This is a genomic window from Buchnera aphidicola (Melanaphis sacchari) (genome assembly GCF_003096055.1).
Lineage (GTDB): Bacteria > Pseudomonadota > Gammaproteobacteria > Enterobacterales > Enterobacteriaceae > Buchnera > Buchnera aphidicola_P.
Genome location: NZ_CP029161.1, coordinates 363,598 through 376,854 on the forward strand (window position 1 = coordinate 363,598; position 13,257 = coordinate 376,854).

At 24.5% G+C, this 13,257-nt stretch carries 12 protein-coding genes; 3 read left to right on the top strand and 9 right to left on the bottom strand.

Annotated features, from left to right (window positions below):
• Positions 1–19: 19 nt before the first annotated feature.
• The 8 genes from fabZ to rpsB all read right to left on the bottom strand — a co-directional run bounded on the left by fabZ (position 20) and on the right by rpsB (position 8,284).
• Positions 20–472 carry a 3-hydroxyacyl-ACP dehydratase FabZ gene (fabZ, locus tag DD681_RS01840; protein WP_410002856.1) on the bottom strand — a complete coding sequence of 151 codons (453 nt, stop codon included), beginning with the start codon at positions 470–472 and terminating at the stop codon, positions 20–22.
• A 121-nt stretch (positions 473–593) separates the two neighbouring features.
• Positions 594–3,008, bottom strand: a complete 2,415-nt coding sequence (bamA, locus tag DD681_RS01845) for an outer membrane protein assembly factor BamA (protein ID WP_158341315.1) — start codon at positions 3,006–3,008, stop codon at positions 594–596.
• A gap of 165 nt (positions 3,009–3,173) precedes the next feature.
• Positions 3,174–3,887, bottom strand: coding sequence for a polyprenyl diphosphate synthase (gene uppS, locus DD681_RS01850; protein WP_158341316.1), 714 nt, complete (start codon positions 3,885–3,887; stop codon positions 3,174–3,176).
• Between the two features lie 78 nt (positions 3,888–3,965).
• Positions 3,966–5,168: a 1-deoxy-D-xylulose-5-phosphate reductoisomerase gene (gene ispC, locus DD681_RS01855; RefSeq protein ID WP_158341317.1), complete on the bottom strand. Its 1,203-nt coding sequence runs from the start codon at positions 5,166–5,168 to the stop codon at positions 3,966–3,968.
• A 60-nt stretch (positions 5,169–5,228) separates the two neighbouring features.
• On the bottom strand, positions 5,229–5,786 hold the full coding sequence (gene frr / locus DD681_RS01860) for a ribosome recycling factor (protein WP_158341318.1): 558 nt from the start codon (positions 5,784–5,786) through the stop codon (positions 5,229–5,231).
• Between the two features lie 66 nt (positions 5,787–5,852).
• Complete coding sequence (gene pyrH / locus DD681_RS01865) at positions 5,853–6,578, bottom strand: UMP kinase (RefSeq protein WP_158341319.1); 726 nt, start codon at positions 6,576–6,578, stop codon at positions 5,853–5,855.
• Between the two features lie 76 nt (positions 6,579–6,654).
• A complete protein-coding gene (tsf, locus tag DD681_RS01870) occupies positions 6,655–7,467 on the bottom strand; it encodes a translation elongation factor Ts (RefSeq protein WP_158341320.1) in 813 nt (270 codons plus the stop codon).
• Positions 7,468–7,570: 103 nt separating this feature from the next.
• Positions 7,571–8,284, bottom strand: a complete 714-nt coding sequence (gene rpsB, locus DD681_RS01875) for a 30S ribosomal protein S2 (RefSeq protein WP_158341321.1) — start codon at positions 8,282–8,284, stop codon at positions 7,571–7,573.
• Positions 8,285–8,644: 360 nt separating this feature from the next.
• Between rpsB and map the strand changes: the two genes are divergently transcribed.
• Together map and dapD are read left to right on the top strand one after the other, a co-directional pair.
• On the top strand, positions 8,645–9,430 hold the full coding sequence (map, locus tag DD681_RS01880; RefSeq protein ID WP_158341322.1) for a type I methionyl aminopeptidase: 786 nt from the start codon (positions 8,645–8,647) through the stop codon (positions 9,428–9,430).
• A 63-nt stretch (positions 9,431–9,493) separates the two neighbouring features.
• Entirely contained in the window at positions 9,494–10,318 is an 825-nt protein-coding gene (dapD, locus tag DD681_RS01885) for a 2,3,4,5-tetrahydropyridine-2,6-dicarboxylate N-succinyltransferase (RefSeq protein ID WP_158341323.1), read from the top strand.
• 47 nt (positions 10,319–10,365) lie between these two features.
• Here dapD and degP read toward each other — a convergent pair whose 3' ends face one another.
• Positions 10,366–11,796: a serine endoprotease DegP gene (gene degP / locus DD681_RS01890; protein ID WP_158341324.1), complete on the bottom strand. Its 1,431-nt coding sequence runs from the start codon at positions 11,794–11,796 to the stop codon at positions 10,366–10,368.
• Positions 11,797–11,995: 199 nt separating this feature from the next.
• Here degP and DD681_RS01895 point away from each other — a divergent pair, with 199 nt between their 5' ends.
• Positions 11,996–13,039 carry an FAD:protein FMN transferase gene (locus DD681_RS01895; protein ID WP_158341325.1) on the top strand — a complete coding sequence of 348 codons (1,044 nt, stop codon included), beginning with the start codon at positions 11,996–11,998 and terminating at the stop codon, positions 13,037–13,039.
• Positions 13,040–13,257 lie beyond the last annotated feature (218 nt).

Genomic DNA, 13,257 nt, shown 5'->3' on the forward strand with positions numbered 1-13,257 from the left:
AAGTAATATAAAATTTATTTTAAATATTTTTTTTACAAAATACTATAACAGATTCACAAACATTTTTATTATTTACTACAGCAAAAACTTTAAATTTTATTAAATTTTTTCTAGATTCTAAAACATTAACTTCAATAAAAATTTGATCACCAGGAAATACATTGCTTTTAAATTTAGCCTTTTCAATTCCAACAAAATAATACAATTTATTAATATTTAAAGAACCTGTACTTTGATATATCAAAATTCCTGCAGCTTGAGCCATAGATTCAATAATTAAAACCCCTGGAAAAACTGGGTCATTAATAAAATGACCTTGAAAAAAATATTCATTTATAGTAGAGTTTTTTAAAGCTTTTAAATATTTAAATGTTTGAAAATCTAAAATGCGATCAATTAATAAAAAAGGATAACGATGAGGCAAAATTTTAAAAATTTTTTTAATATTTAAATATTTTAAATCTGATTTCAAAATGTTTATTCCATAAAATAAAACAATTTCAAAGTATAAATTTTTAATATTTTATTATTAGAAAATTTACTGTTTACATGTAACTTAAAAATTATACTTACTAAGTAAATCAATATTTATTTTACCAACTTCTTCCAATATTAAACTGAAATTTTTCAAATTGATTACTACTGTCTTTATAAATAGGATGAGAATACGAAAAAACTAATGGACCAATAGGAGAAAACCACTGCAAAGAAACACCAATAGATCCATAAATATTCTTTAAAATATTCAAATTAGAAAATTGTAAAAAATTAAAATTTTTTATTTTAGACCAATTAATATCCCAAACATTACCAGAATCTAAAAAAAATGATGATCTAAAAAATTTACTATATTCTTTATTGATAAAAGGAATAGGCACAATTAATTCTATATTAGAAATAAACATAGAATTACCACCAATTGATTCCGTTGATTCACATAAATTACTATTTTTTTGTTCAATACATCTTTGTAAATCGATGTTAGAATAATTTTTTTTGGGACCAAGAGTATTTGTTTTAAAACCACGAATATTATTTAAAGAATCAGTATGAAAATTTTCATAAAATGGTAATTTTTCTTCTCTAAAGCCATTTCCTATACCTGCGTGAAAATGACTAAAAAATATAATGCTTTTTTCTTTATTTAATGGAATATATTGTTCAGTATCAAATAAAATTTTATAAAAGTTATTATCAGAACCAGGAATGGTATTCTTGCCACTAATATATGTTTGATTTCCAGAAATTGGAAAGTTAAAATACTTTAAGGTATTATACATCCATGAATAATTTATAGTAAAATCATCTACAGTACTATTTTTTAAAAAATTATCAGCTGATAAATTATTTATATTTAAATTAATTATTTCTTCTTTTTTAAATTTTTTTTCTATGTTTTTATTTATCAAACTATTATGAGTATACCCAAATCCAATAGCGACTCTATTAAAATTGTTTAATAAAAAACCTAAATTATTTTCAAATCCGAAATTACTCTTAAAAAGAGTCGAAATCATATTTAAATTATATTTAAAATCATTAAAAAATACTCTTGCATTTAAATTAATATTATTATCCATAAAATATGGATGTACTAATGATATTTCGGCATATTTTTGATTACTATTTTTAATGATACTAGCTTTTAGCGAATCTCCAGAACCCCATAAATTATCTTGAGAAATAGACGCGTTTAAACTTAATCCGCTATCTTTTCCATGACCTATTCCAAAATTTATAGAACCAGCAGGTTTTTCTTTAACTCTATAAATTAAATCAACAGCATTATCCTTGTCTAATAAAATGTTTTTTTCTACTGTAATATCACTAAGATATTTTATATTTTCTAAAGCCTCTTTGCTTAATTCTACTAATTTGGAGTTAAACCAAGTTCCTTCTATTTGTCTTAGTTCACGACGTAAAACAAAATCTTTAGTTATATTATTACCTTTAAAATATATTTTATTTACAAAAAAACGTTTTTTAAGATTTATATCAAAATTTAAGGCAATTTCTTTTCTATCAAAATCTATCTCGGGATGAACGTTGATATATCCATTAATATATCCTTTTTCTAATAAAAATTTTTGAATATTTTCTTTAATTGCAAGAATTTTTTCTTTGTTATAAACGTCATTATAATGAATATCAACAATATCTTTAATATCCTTGTAATATTGAAATAAATTACCATTTATAAATATATCAGAGATTTTATATTTATCTCCTTCAAAAATATTGATTAAAATATTTACTTTATTTTTCGAGAAATTTAATATTTTTTTACTTATATCACAGAAGTAATATCCATGATTTAAATAGAAATTATTTAAATTATTTAAATCTTGTTCAAATTGATTTTCATAGTAAACATGTTTTTCTAACATATTCCAAAAAGAACTTTTCTGTGTGAATTTGAATAATGAAATTAATTTTTCTCTAGAAAATTTTTTATTTCCTGTTATTTTAATCTTATTAATAAATGACAAATCATTTTCATGGACAAGTATTTTTAAATGAACAGTATTATTTGGTAAAAAAGTTGTAAATATTTTTATATGAGTTTTATATCTTCCAAGAAGACGGTAAAAATTTTTTATATTCTTTATAAAAATATTTTTTTTAAAATAACTAAAAGACAAACCACTTTTAATGCCTAACTGTGAAAGATACTTTTTAAAAACATCATCTTTAATAATATTATTCCCTATAATAGTAACTTTAGAGATAATTGGTTTTTCTTTAATCTTAAAAATAATAGTTTTATTAGAATAAAAAATTCTAATATCTTCAAATCTTCCCATTTTGAATAATAATTTAATATTATCCGTAATATCATCTTTAGATATTTGACAACCAATCTTAAAAGAAATATTTTTTAATATTTCATCACGTGAAATATTTTTTAATCCTTCCAATTGAATATTTTCTACAATCCATTTATTTTTAGCAAAAGCGCTGATACTAAAAAGCATTAAAAAAATTATAAAACATTTTTTGATCAACATTTTATTACAATTATTCCTACAATCTGTTACAATGTATTTTATTATTATATTGTATAAATCTAATAACACACTTAAAAATTTATAAAATAAATTATAAAATACAAAATTAATTAATTCTAAAACGCTACAATGATTAAAAAAATAATTCTTAAAAAATATTATTATTTATCTAATTTTTCCAAATCGACGTTTGCGCGAAATAAAGAAATTAATAGCTTCTTCAAAATCCAAAACACTAAAATCTGGCCATAAAATATCTGTAAAATATAATTCAGAATAAGCGATTTCCCAAAGTAAAAAATTACTTATTCTCTTTTCGCCTCCGGTTCTAATTACTAAATCGACTGGTAATAAATTAGCAGTAGATAAATATTGAGAAAATTTTTTTTCTTTGATTTGTGAAACTTTTAAATCACCTTTTTCTATTGCAAGAATTATTTTTTTTATTCCTTCCAGGATATCCCATCTGCCCCCATAATTTGCTGCAATATTTAATATTAAACCTGTATTATTAGAAGTTATTTTTTCAGATTGATAGATATAATTTTTTAGATTTTTACTGAAAGAATCTACGTTACCAATAATTTTTAATTGAATATTATACTTATTAATATTTTTAATTTCTTTTTTAAGAGCAAATAAAAATAAATTCATTAATTCTATGACTTCTAATCTTGGACGTTTCCAATTTTCAGTGCTAAAAGCATATAAAGTTAAAATTTTTATTTTTTTTTCAATAGAAAACTTTATTATCTTTTTTACTGTTTTAAATCCTTCTTTATGGCCTAAAGTACGTATTTTGCCTCTTTTTTGAGCCCATCTACCATTTCCATCCATAATAATTGCTATATGATGCAAGTTTATTTTTTTAATATTCATTTTATATATTTATATTGAAATAAAGTAACTTATATAAATTATTTTATATAAAACATGTTCATATCTTTAGATAAGAAGTCAGTTTGAAATCATTAAAGAAGCAATTTTTTTATTGGCTATTATTCTTGTTCTTTTATCAATTTCTAAAACATCTTCAACTGAAGTGGGCTCTAAAAAAGAAGAAGAAATTAAAGTATCACTATTTATTTTAAAAATATCATTAAAACTAATTTTTAATTTTAAAAAAGCAGAAACAGCTACTTCATTAGCAGCATTTAAAACAGTCATTGCTGCCTGTCCTTCAGAAAAAGCATCAATAGCTAATTTTAAACACGGAAATTCAATAAAGCTTGGTTCAGAAAACGTTAAATTATTCATCTTTTTAAAATTTAAAGAATTAGCTCCAGAATTAATACGATTTGGCCAAGACATAGCATATGAAATAGCAATTTTCATATCTGGTATTGAAAGATGCGCCAGTGTAGTACCATCAATATACTGCACCATGGAATGAACAATTGATTGAGGATGAATAATAATTTCAATTTCAGAAGGTGACGCATTAAACAACCATCTCGCTTCAGCATATTCTAACCCTTTATTCATCATAGTAGCAGAATCCACAGATACTTTTTTACCCATCGACCAGTTTGGATGCGAACATGTTTGAAATGGTGTAACAGAAGATAAGAATTTTTTTTTCAAACCATAAAATGGGCCACCAGAAGCAGTGAGTATAATAGATTTAATACCATTTTCACTCAATCTTGAAGTTCCCAAGTTTTTTTGAACCGATTTAGGCAAGGATTGAAAAATAGCATTATGTTCGCTATCAATAGGAAGAATTTTAGCATTGTTCGAAATAACTGCTTTCATAAATATATCGCCACATGTAATTAAAGATTCTTTATTAGCTAATAAAATAACCTTTCCAGCATATATTGCAGATAAGGTAGGTAATAAACCAGCCGTTCCAACAATAGCAGATACTACTTGATCATTTTCTTTTAAAGAAGCTAACTCACATATAGCTTTTGTACCAGATAAAACTTGAGTTTTTATATTCTTCTTTTTTATTTTTTTTCGTAATATTTTAGCAGATTTTTCATCCTTCATTGCTACCCAGTCAGGATTAAATTGCTGACATTGTTTTATCATTATCAAAAAATTTTTATTTGCCACTAAGGCGATTACTTTAAATAAAAAAGGGTTTTTTTTAATAACAGATAAAACACTAATACCAACAGATCCAGTAGATCCTAGAATTGTTATTTTTTTCATACACATTGCGCTATAAATATTATGTTACTAAAATTATAAAAATGTTATTTTGAAAACATTTTAAAAATTTATTAATTCTTTTTCTTTTGAAAAAAGAATATTATCTATTTTTTTAATGCATTCATCTGTTATTTTTTGGATATTATTTTGTGCCGTATATTCATTATCTTTACTAATAGTTTTATTTTTTAAGCATGATTTTATCTTATCATTTGCATTTTTTCGAATGTTACGAATACAAATGCGAGCATTTTCAGCGCTACTACGTGCAACTTTAATTAAATCTTTTCTTCTTTCTTCCGTCAAGCTAGGTATTGGTACAATAATGCTTTTTCCACAAACTACTGGGTTTAAATTAAGATTAGAATTTAAAATTGATTTTTTTATTAAAGTAATATTAGACTCGTCAAATACATTTATTTTTAAAGTATTAAAATTTTCAACTATTATAGCAGATATATTTTTCAAGGGAACGCGAGAACCAAAGTAATCAATTTTAATCGAATGCAGTAATTCTGGAGATGCTCTACCTGTACGAATATTATTTATTTGTATTTGAAAATTTTCAATACACATTTTCATCTTTTCATTACTATAATTTTTAATCTGATTAATCACATATTTACCTTATTTTATAAAATTCATTTAATTGAGAATATACTAATATCGAAAAAAATATATTAATTATACTGTAATAAGAGTTCCTTCATCATATCCAGTAACAATACGATATAAAGAATTAGGTTTATTCATGTTAAAAACTCTAATAGGTAAATTATGATCTCTAGCTAAATAAAAAGCTGATAAATCCATAACTTTTAATTCTTTTCTTAATACATCTTTATATGTTAATTTTTTATAAAAAGTTGCATTAGGATATTTACATGGATCTTCTGAATAAACCCCATTAACTTTGGTGCCTTTTAGAATAACATCTGATCTAGTTTCAATTCCTCGTAAACATGCAGCAGAATCTGTTGTAAATAAAGGATTTCCTATACCAGCAGAAAAAATAACAACAATATTATTATTCAATAAATTAATTGCTTTCTCACAATGATATGTTTCACATATTCCATTCAACGGAATAGAAGACATAACACAAGAAGGGATAGAATAAGAGTGCATTATATCTTTTAATACCAAGCTATTAATGACTGTAGATAAAATGCCTATTTGATCAGCTGCAATTCTATTGATTCCTAATTTAGATAAAGTTGCACCACGAAATAAATTACCACTACCTATTACCAAACCTACCTGTATTCCAATATTTAAAATTAATTTAATTTCTTTAATTATCCTTTTAAAGGCATTCATATCAATACCAAATTTATTAATTCCTTTTAATATTTCACCGCTGATTTTCAATAAAATACGACGGTATATAAATTGTGCATTGGCAGACATATTTAATCCAAATGAAATTTTATGTAATTAAATTTTAATGCATTAAAATAATTAAAAAATATGTATTTATATTTAATTATTTTGGAAATTCAGACTGAATTTCCCCTATTTCAAATCTATTAAAAGACATAATACAACCATTGTTTTCGGAAATAACTTGGCCAACAGTTTTAGTAGGATCCATCACAAAATTTTGACTTGTTAGTGAAATATTACTAATACATTTCTTCATTCGACCGTCAACAATTTTTTTTAAAATATGATCGGATTTATTAGAATGTTTAGATAAATTTAATTGAACTTCATATTCACGCTTAAAAAAAGCACTAGAAACATTTTTCGGAGATAAATATTCTGGTTTACTTGCGGCAATATGCATAGCGATTTTTTTTAATATATCTTTATTTAGATTACGCCCATTAACCAATACACCAATACGACCATTATGTAAATATGAAGCAACAGACTCTCCCTTAATAAAGACAAATCTATTTATCATTATATTCTCACCAGTTTTTAAAATTAATTCCGTTTTTTTTTCTTCAAAATATTTTTTGATATCACTGGGGCTTTCTATATTTTTTGATAATGCTGTGGATATTATTTCTTTTCCTAAAGCAATAAATAAACTATCTTTAGCTACAAAATCAGTTTGGCATTTTAGTTCGAGCATTGCACCAAAATTATTTTTAATATCAATAAATATTTGTCCTTGATCAGTACTTCTATGACTTTTGTTTTGAGCTTGAGTTTTTCCTAATTTTCGTAAATTATCAATTGATGATTCAATATCTCCATTTTCTTCTATTAATGCTCGCTTACATTCCATAAAGCCAGCTCCTGTACGAAGTCTTAATTCTTTAATCAAAGAAATATTGATGTTATTCATGTTTTTTTCTCAAATTTTATTAATAATAAAATCTACTTATTTTTTTAAAAAATATTTTTAATTAATATTAACAAGTTTATATTTATTTTGCACTATTTAAAAATTAGTTTGAAGCTGTATTAAAAATATGAGATTCTTGAAGTTCTGTTCTAGAAATACTCATTAAAACTGCTTTTAAGTATAAAGAAACTGATCTTATAGCATCATCATTTCCTGGTATAATGTAATCCACACCATCGGGATTAGAATTGGTATCTACTACAGAAAATACTGGAATTCCTAAATTATTTGCCTCTTTAATTGCAATACTTTCGTGAGCTGCATCAATAACGAATAAACAATCAGGTAAACCACCCATGTTTTTTATACCACCTAAACTATTTTCTAACTTAGAAAGTTCACGTGTTCTTATTAAAACTTCTTTTTTTGTCAATTTTAAAAAAGTTCCATCTTGAGATTCTATTTCTAAATCTTTTAAGCGTTTAATAGATTGACGCACAGTCTTCCAATTAGTAAGCATTCCACCTAACCATCTATGATTCACATAAAATTGACTGCATTTTATAGCAGTTTCTTTTATTTGCTTACTAGCAGCTCTTTTTGTTCCTACAAACAATATCTTTCCTTTTTTAAAAGAAATTTTCTTTAATTCAGACAAAGCAAAGTGAAACATAGGAAGAGTCTTTTCTAAATTAATAATATGAACCTTATTACGTGCGCCAAAAATAAAAGGTTTCATCTTTGGATTCCAATAACGTGTTTGGTGGCCAAAATGAACTCCTGCTTTTAACATATCCCGCATTGATACTATTTCCATATTATCCCCTTAATTAGATAAATAGTTTAAAAACATCTATAAAATTTTTAAAGTACGAAATTTACATCATAATAATTTACATCATAATAATTTACATCATAATAATTTACATCATAATAATTTACATCATAATAATTTACATCATAATAATTTACATCATAATAATTTACATCATAATAATTTACATTATTTCTTAATAAAAGTAATAACTATTCTAAAATGAGTTTTAATAAAAAGTGATAACAATAAATATTAAAAAAATATTTTAATCGAAAATTTTATTTAAATATTTAAAATCGTTCAATAAATGATAATAAAAATACAACTTAAATTTTATTAAAAAAATTTGGCTAAAATATGATGAATTACACAATAAAAACAGAAACAGAAATAAAAAAAATGCGCAAATCTGGAAAATTAGCAGCAGAAGTGTTAGAAATGATTGAAAAATATGTTCAACCTGATGTAAGTACAGAAGAAATCAATAATATTTGTCATGATTTTATTAAAAAAAGAAATGCTATCCCGGCATGTTTAGGATACCACGGTTTTCCAAAATCTGTTTGTATTTCTATAAATGATGTTGTATGTCACGGAATCCCAAGCAAAAAAGAAATATTAAAAAAAGGAGATATAGTTAATATTGATGTTACTGTTATAAAAGACAACTATTTTGCAGATACTTCTAGAATGTTTTTCGTTGGAGAAACAAATCAATTGTGTAAAAAATTATGTAAAATTACTCAAGAAAGTTTATATGCATCACTTAATATTATAAAACCGAAAATACCATTTTATAAAATCGGTGAAATTATTCAAAATTACGTTGAAAAAAACAACTTTTCAATTGTTAGGGAATATTGTGGTCATGGTATCGGATCAAAATTTCATGAACCACCAAACGTGCTTCATTACAAAAGTTGTAATAATATTTTTTTCGAAAAGGGTATGATTTTTACAATAGAACCTATGGTTAATGCAGGTCATTCTGCTGTTGAATGCATGAAAGATGGTTGGACTGTGCGAACAAAAGATCGTTCTTTATCTGCACAATATGAACATACTATATTAGTAACAGAAGAAGGGTGCGATGTTTTAACATGGCAAAAAAATGAAAAAATACCTTCAAAATTTATTAATAGGTAAATTATTAAAAAATTTTTTTTTATTTATTTAAAAAATTAAATAAAACTACAGAGTAATTTAAATATGAAGAAATTTAAAGAAATTATTGAAAATTTTTATTCCAAAAAAAATGAAGCCAATATTACAAAAATTGATAATCAAGTTCAAGAAACTATCTATCATATAATTCATCTTTTAAACATTGGGAAACTAAGAATTTCCGAAAAAAAAAATAATGTCTGGATTACTCATGAGTGGTTAAAAAAAGCAATTTTACTATACATGTATTTTAAAAAAAATAAAATATTTTCAGGAAAATATAATAATTACTACGATAAAATACCTTTAAAATACCAGGAATATACAAAAGAACAATTTAAGAAAGAAGGTGTCAGAATTGTTCCCCCTGCTACTGTAAGATATGGTGCATTTATTAATTCAAATACTATTATTATGCCATCTTATATCAATATTGGTTCATATATAGATCAAGGAACAATGATAGACACTTGGGCCACTGTAGGATCCTGCGCTCAAATTGGAAAAAACGTTCATTTGTCGGGAGGAGCTGGTATTGGTGGAGTTTTAGAACCTTTACAAAATAATCCTACAATTATCGAGGATAATTGTTTTATTGGTGCGCGTTCTGAGATAGTAGAAGGAGTTATTATAGAACAAGGCTCAGTAATTTCTATGGGAGTTTTTATTGGAAAAAGTACAAAAATTTATGATAGAGAAACAGGAGAAATTTTTTATGGAAAAGTTCCAGCTAATTCTGTAGTAGTTTCTGGAAGCTTGCCATCAGAAAATAAAAAATATAGTCTTTATGCGGCAATTATCGTTAAAAAAGTTGATTCTAAAACACTCAAGAAAGTCGAAATTAACCAATTATTACGTAATATTAAATAAAATAAAAACCGCCCTTATTTGGGCGGATATAAAATTTTTTAAACTTTTTATTCGCTTACTAAATAAATATTATTATTTCCACGTTTTACACTGAAAACCAATATACTTGGTTTAGAATGCAAATAGCTTTTCAAATCTTCTAAATTATTTACTTTTTTTTGATTAATCTGAAAAATAATATCATTTTTCTTAAAACCAATCCTAGATGCAGAAGTATTTAATTTAACACTTTGTACTTTTACACCTTTCTCTTTATTTAAAGAATAATTAATCAAATCCGCACCTTCAATACCTTTATAAACATCTCCCAAACTCACGGTTTGTTTTAAAGATGGTTTTAATTCAACAATAACATTTTTAGTGATTCCATTACGGAACACACCTAATTCCATTTTAGTAGATACCGGTAATGAACCCACTTCAGCTCTTAATGCAGAAAAACTAGAAATATGTTTTTTATTTAAAGATACTATTATATCACCGGCTCGAATTCCAGCTTGAAAAGCAGAAGAATTAGGCAATACCTGACTAACAAAAGCTCCTTTTTGAACCTTTATTTTCATTATTTTTGCTAAATCTGAATTTAATTCCATCCCTATTATACCTAATTCACCTCTTCTTACTTGTCCAAACTGAACCATTTGAGCTGTAAGATTTTTTACCATATTGCCGGGAATAGCAAAACCAATGCCAATATTTCCACCATCTGGAGCCAATATTGCCGTATTAATTCCTATTAATTCGCCATTTAAATTAACTAATGCTCCCCCGGAATTACCGCGATTAATTGCTGCGTCAGTCTGAATAAAATTTTCATAATGTTCAATATTAAGACCACTTCTTCCTAAAGCAGAAATAATTCCAGATGTCACAGTTTCCCCAAGACCATACGGATTACCAATAGCTACAGTATAATCTCCTACCCTTAAATTATCTGAATCAGCAATTTTTATTGCGCTTAAATTTTTTGCATTTTTTAATTTTATTAGAGCAATATCAGAACGTGAATCTTTTCCAATTATTTGAGCATTATAACGACGTCCATCGCTTAATTGTACTTCAATTTTATTCGCGTTTTCTACAACATGATTATTAGTAACTGCATAACCTTCTTTCGAATCAATAATAACTCCTGAACCTAATGCATGAAACTTTTCATGAGTACTATCAGAATTAGGATTAAAACGACAAAAAGGTGAATTTCGAAAAGGTGAATTTCCTTGACAAAAAGGAGAATGATCACCAAAAAATGGTTTAAATTGATGCGGTACACGAGATGTATGCACCACAGTACTACCTTCAATATTAATACTAATTACTGAAGGCATTACTTTTTCTAACATAGGTGCTAAACTAGGAACTACTTGTCCAGAAGATATGTTTTTAGTAGGAATTAAACTATTCCAAGACATTCCAAAAATTATAAATAAAATTGAAATAATCATTATCCCACTTGATATTATATTTGTTTTTTTCATTATTTCTTTCTCGCAAATTACACTTTAATTCTAATAAATTAAAATTACTGCTAAGTAAATAATATAAGTTTTTAGTATACACTTCATCTCCTATTAACTCCATTAATCGTTATACGAAAAGTTTTAATTTTTGATAAATATTTTTATACATAATAAAATTTATTTCCTTAAAACTACTAACAAGAGTAAATATATATTTATGATCTTTAATATCATATTCAATATTTTTTTATCCATATTAATATTTTTTGCATGTATCAATCAAAAAAATTCACACTTTAGTGAGGTAAAATTTACTAAATTAACAGGAAAAACAATGGGAACATATTGGCAAATAAAAGTTCCTATTTTAAAAAATAAAATAGATAAAATATACATAAATAATTTAATAAAAAAAAATTTAAAAAAAGATGAGAAATTACTATCTCCTTGGTACAAAAATTCTTTAGTTTCGAAATTTAATCAACTAAAAAAAAATAAATTACTAAAAATTAATAAAGATTTTTTAAAAATTCTATTAACCGCTATAAAGATAAACAAAAAAACACATGGAAAACTAGATATAACTATTGGTACATTAATTGATATGTGGGGATTTGGTACCAAAGAAAAACCATTAATTTTTCCCTCTTTAAATACAATAAAAAAAAATATAAATTTTTCTGGAAATCGACATCTAAAAATAATTGATAATGTTAATGGAGTATATATAAAAAAAGATATAAATAACTTAAAAATAAATCTTTCTACTTTAGGAGAGGGTTTTTCAACAGATCATATATCTTCAATTCTTACCAAGAAAGGCATAAAACAACATACTATTTCAATAGGAGGAACTGTACTAGTCAAAGCAAAAAATAATGAAAACGCTAAAATTATTGCAATTCAAAAACCTACTGATAAAATGAAGTCCATTCAATTACTCATTAAATTAAAAAACAAATCAATTAGTACAGCAGGAAATTACAGAAATTATTATTTTTTAAATGGAAAACATATTTCTCATATTATTGATCCCCAAAACGGAATGCCTATTAATAATCAATTGGTTTCAGTAAGTGTTATATCATCAACTGCTCTAGAAGCTGATAGTTGGGATACTGCTTTGTTAGTATTAGGTTTTAAAAAAGCAAAAATATTAGCTTTAAAAGAGAATTTAGCTGTATGTTTAATCATAAAAAATAAAAATAAATTTTTAACTTGGCTTTCTCCTAATTTTAAAAAATTTTTGATTAAAAAATAAAATCCTTAAAAAATTTAATTTTTTCTCAATTGATTGATAATATTTAATATATTTGCAATAATAAAAAATACTATTCTTATTTTTTAATGTATTAAACATTTACTAAAAACTAAACTAAAGCAACTAATACATTAGAAAACTAATACACATTTTTATTGTTTTAAAAATAAAGAGTTCTTAAATTACATTATTTTAAAATTTATATTAATAAAAATGTT

What these genes read in the sequence shown, in the direction of transcription:
- bamA (WP_158341315.1), bottom strand. Translation starts at nt 3,008, where the DNA reads ATGTTGATCAAAAAATGTTTTATAATTTTTTTAATGCTTTTTAGTATC.
- uppS (WP_158341316.1), bottom strand. Translation starts at nt 3,887, where the DNA reads ATGAATATTAAAAAAATAAACTTGCATCATATAGCAATTATTATGGAT.
- ispC (WP_158341317.1), bottom strand. Translation starts at nt 5,168, where the DNA reads ATGAAAAAAATAACAATTCTAGGATCTACTGGATCTGTTGGTATTAGT.
- pyrH (WP_158341319.1), bottom strand. Translation starts at nt 6,578, where the DNA reads ATGTCTGCCAATGCACAATTTATATACCGTCGTATTTTATTGAAAATC.
- tsf (WP_158341320.1), bottom strand. Translation starts at nt 7,467, where the DNA reads ATGAATAACATCAATATTTCTTTGATTAAAGAATTAAGACTTCGTACA.
- rpsB (WP_158341321.1), bottom strand. Translation starts at nt 8,284, where the DNA reads ATGGAAATAGTATCAATGCGGGATATGTTAAAAGCAGGAGTTCATTTT.
- map (WP_158341322.1), top strand. Translation starts at nt 8,645, where the DNA reads ATGAATTACACAATAAAAACAGAAACAGAAATAAAAAAAATGCGCAAA.
- dapD (WP_158341323.1), top strand. Translation starts at nt 9,494, where the DNA reads ATGAAGAAATTTAAAGAAATTATTGAAAATTTTTATTCCAAAAAAAAT.
- degP (WP_158341324.1), bottom strand. Translation starts at nt 11,796, where the DNA reads ATGAAAAAAACAAATATAATATCAAGTGGGATAATGATTATTTCAATT.
- DD681_RS01895 (WP_158341325.1), top strand. Translation starts at nt 11,996, where the DNA reads ATGATCTTTAATATCATATTCAATATTTTTTTATCCATATTAATATTT.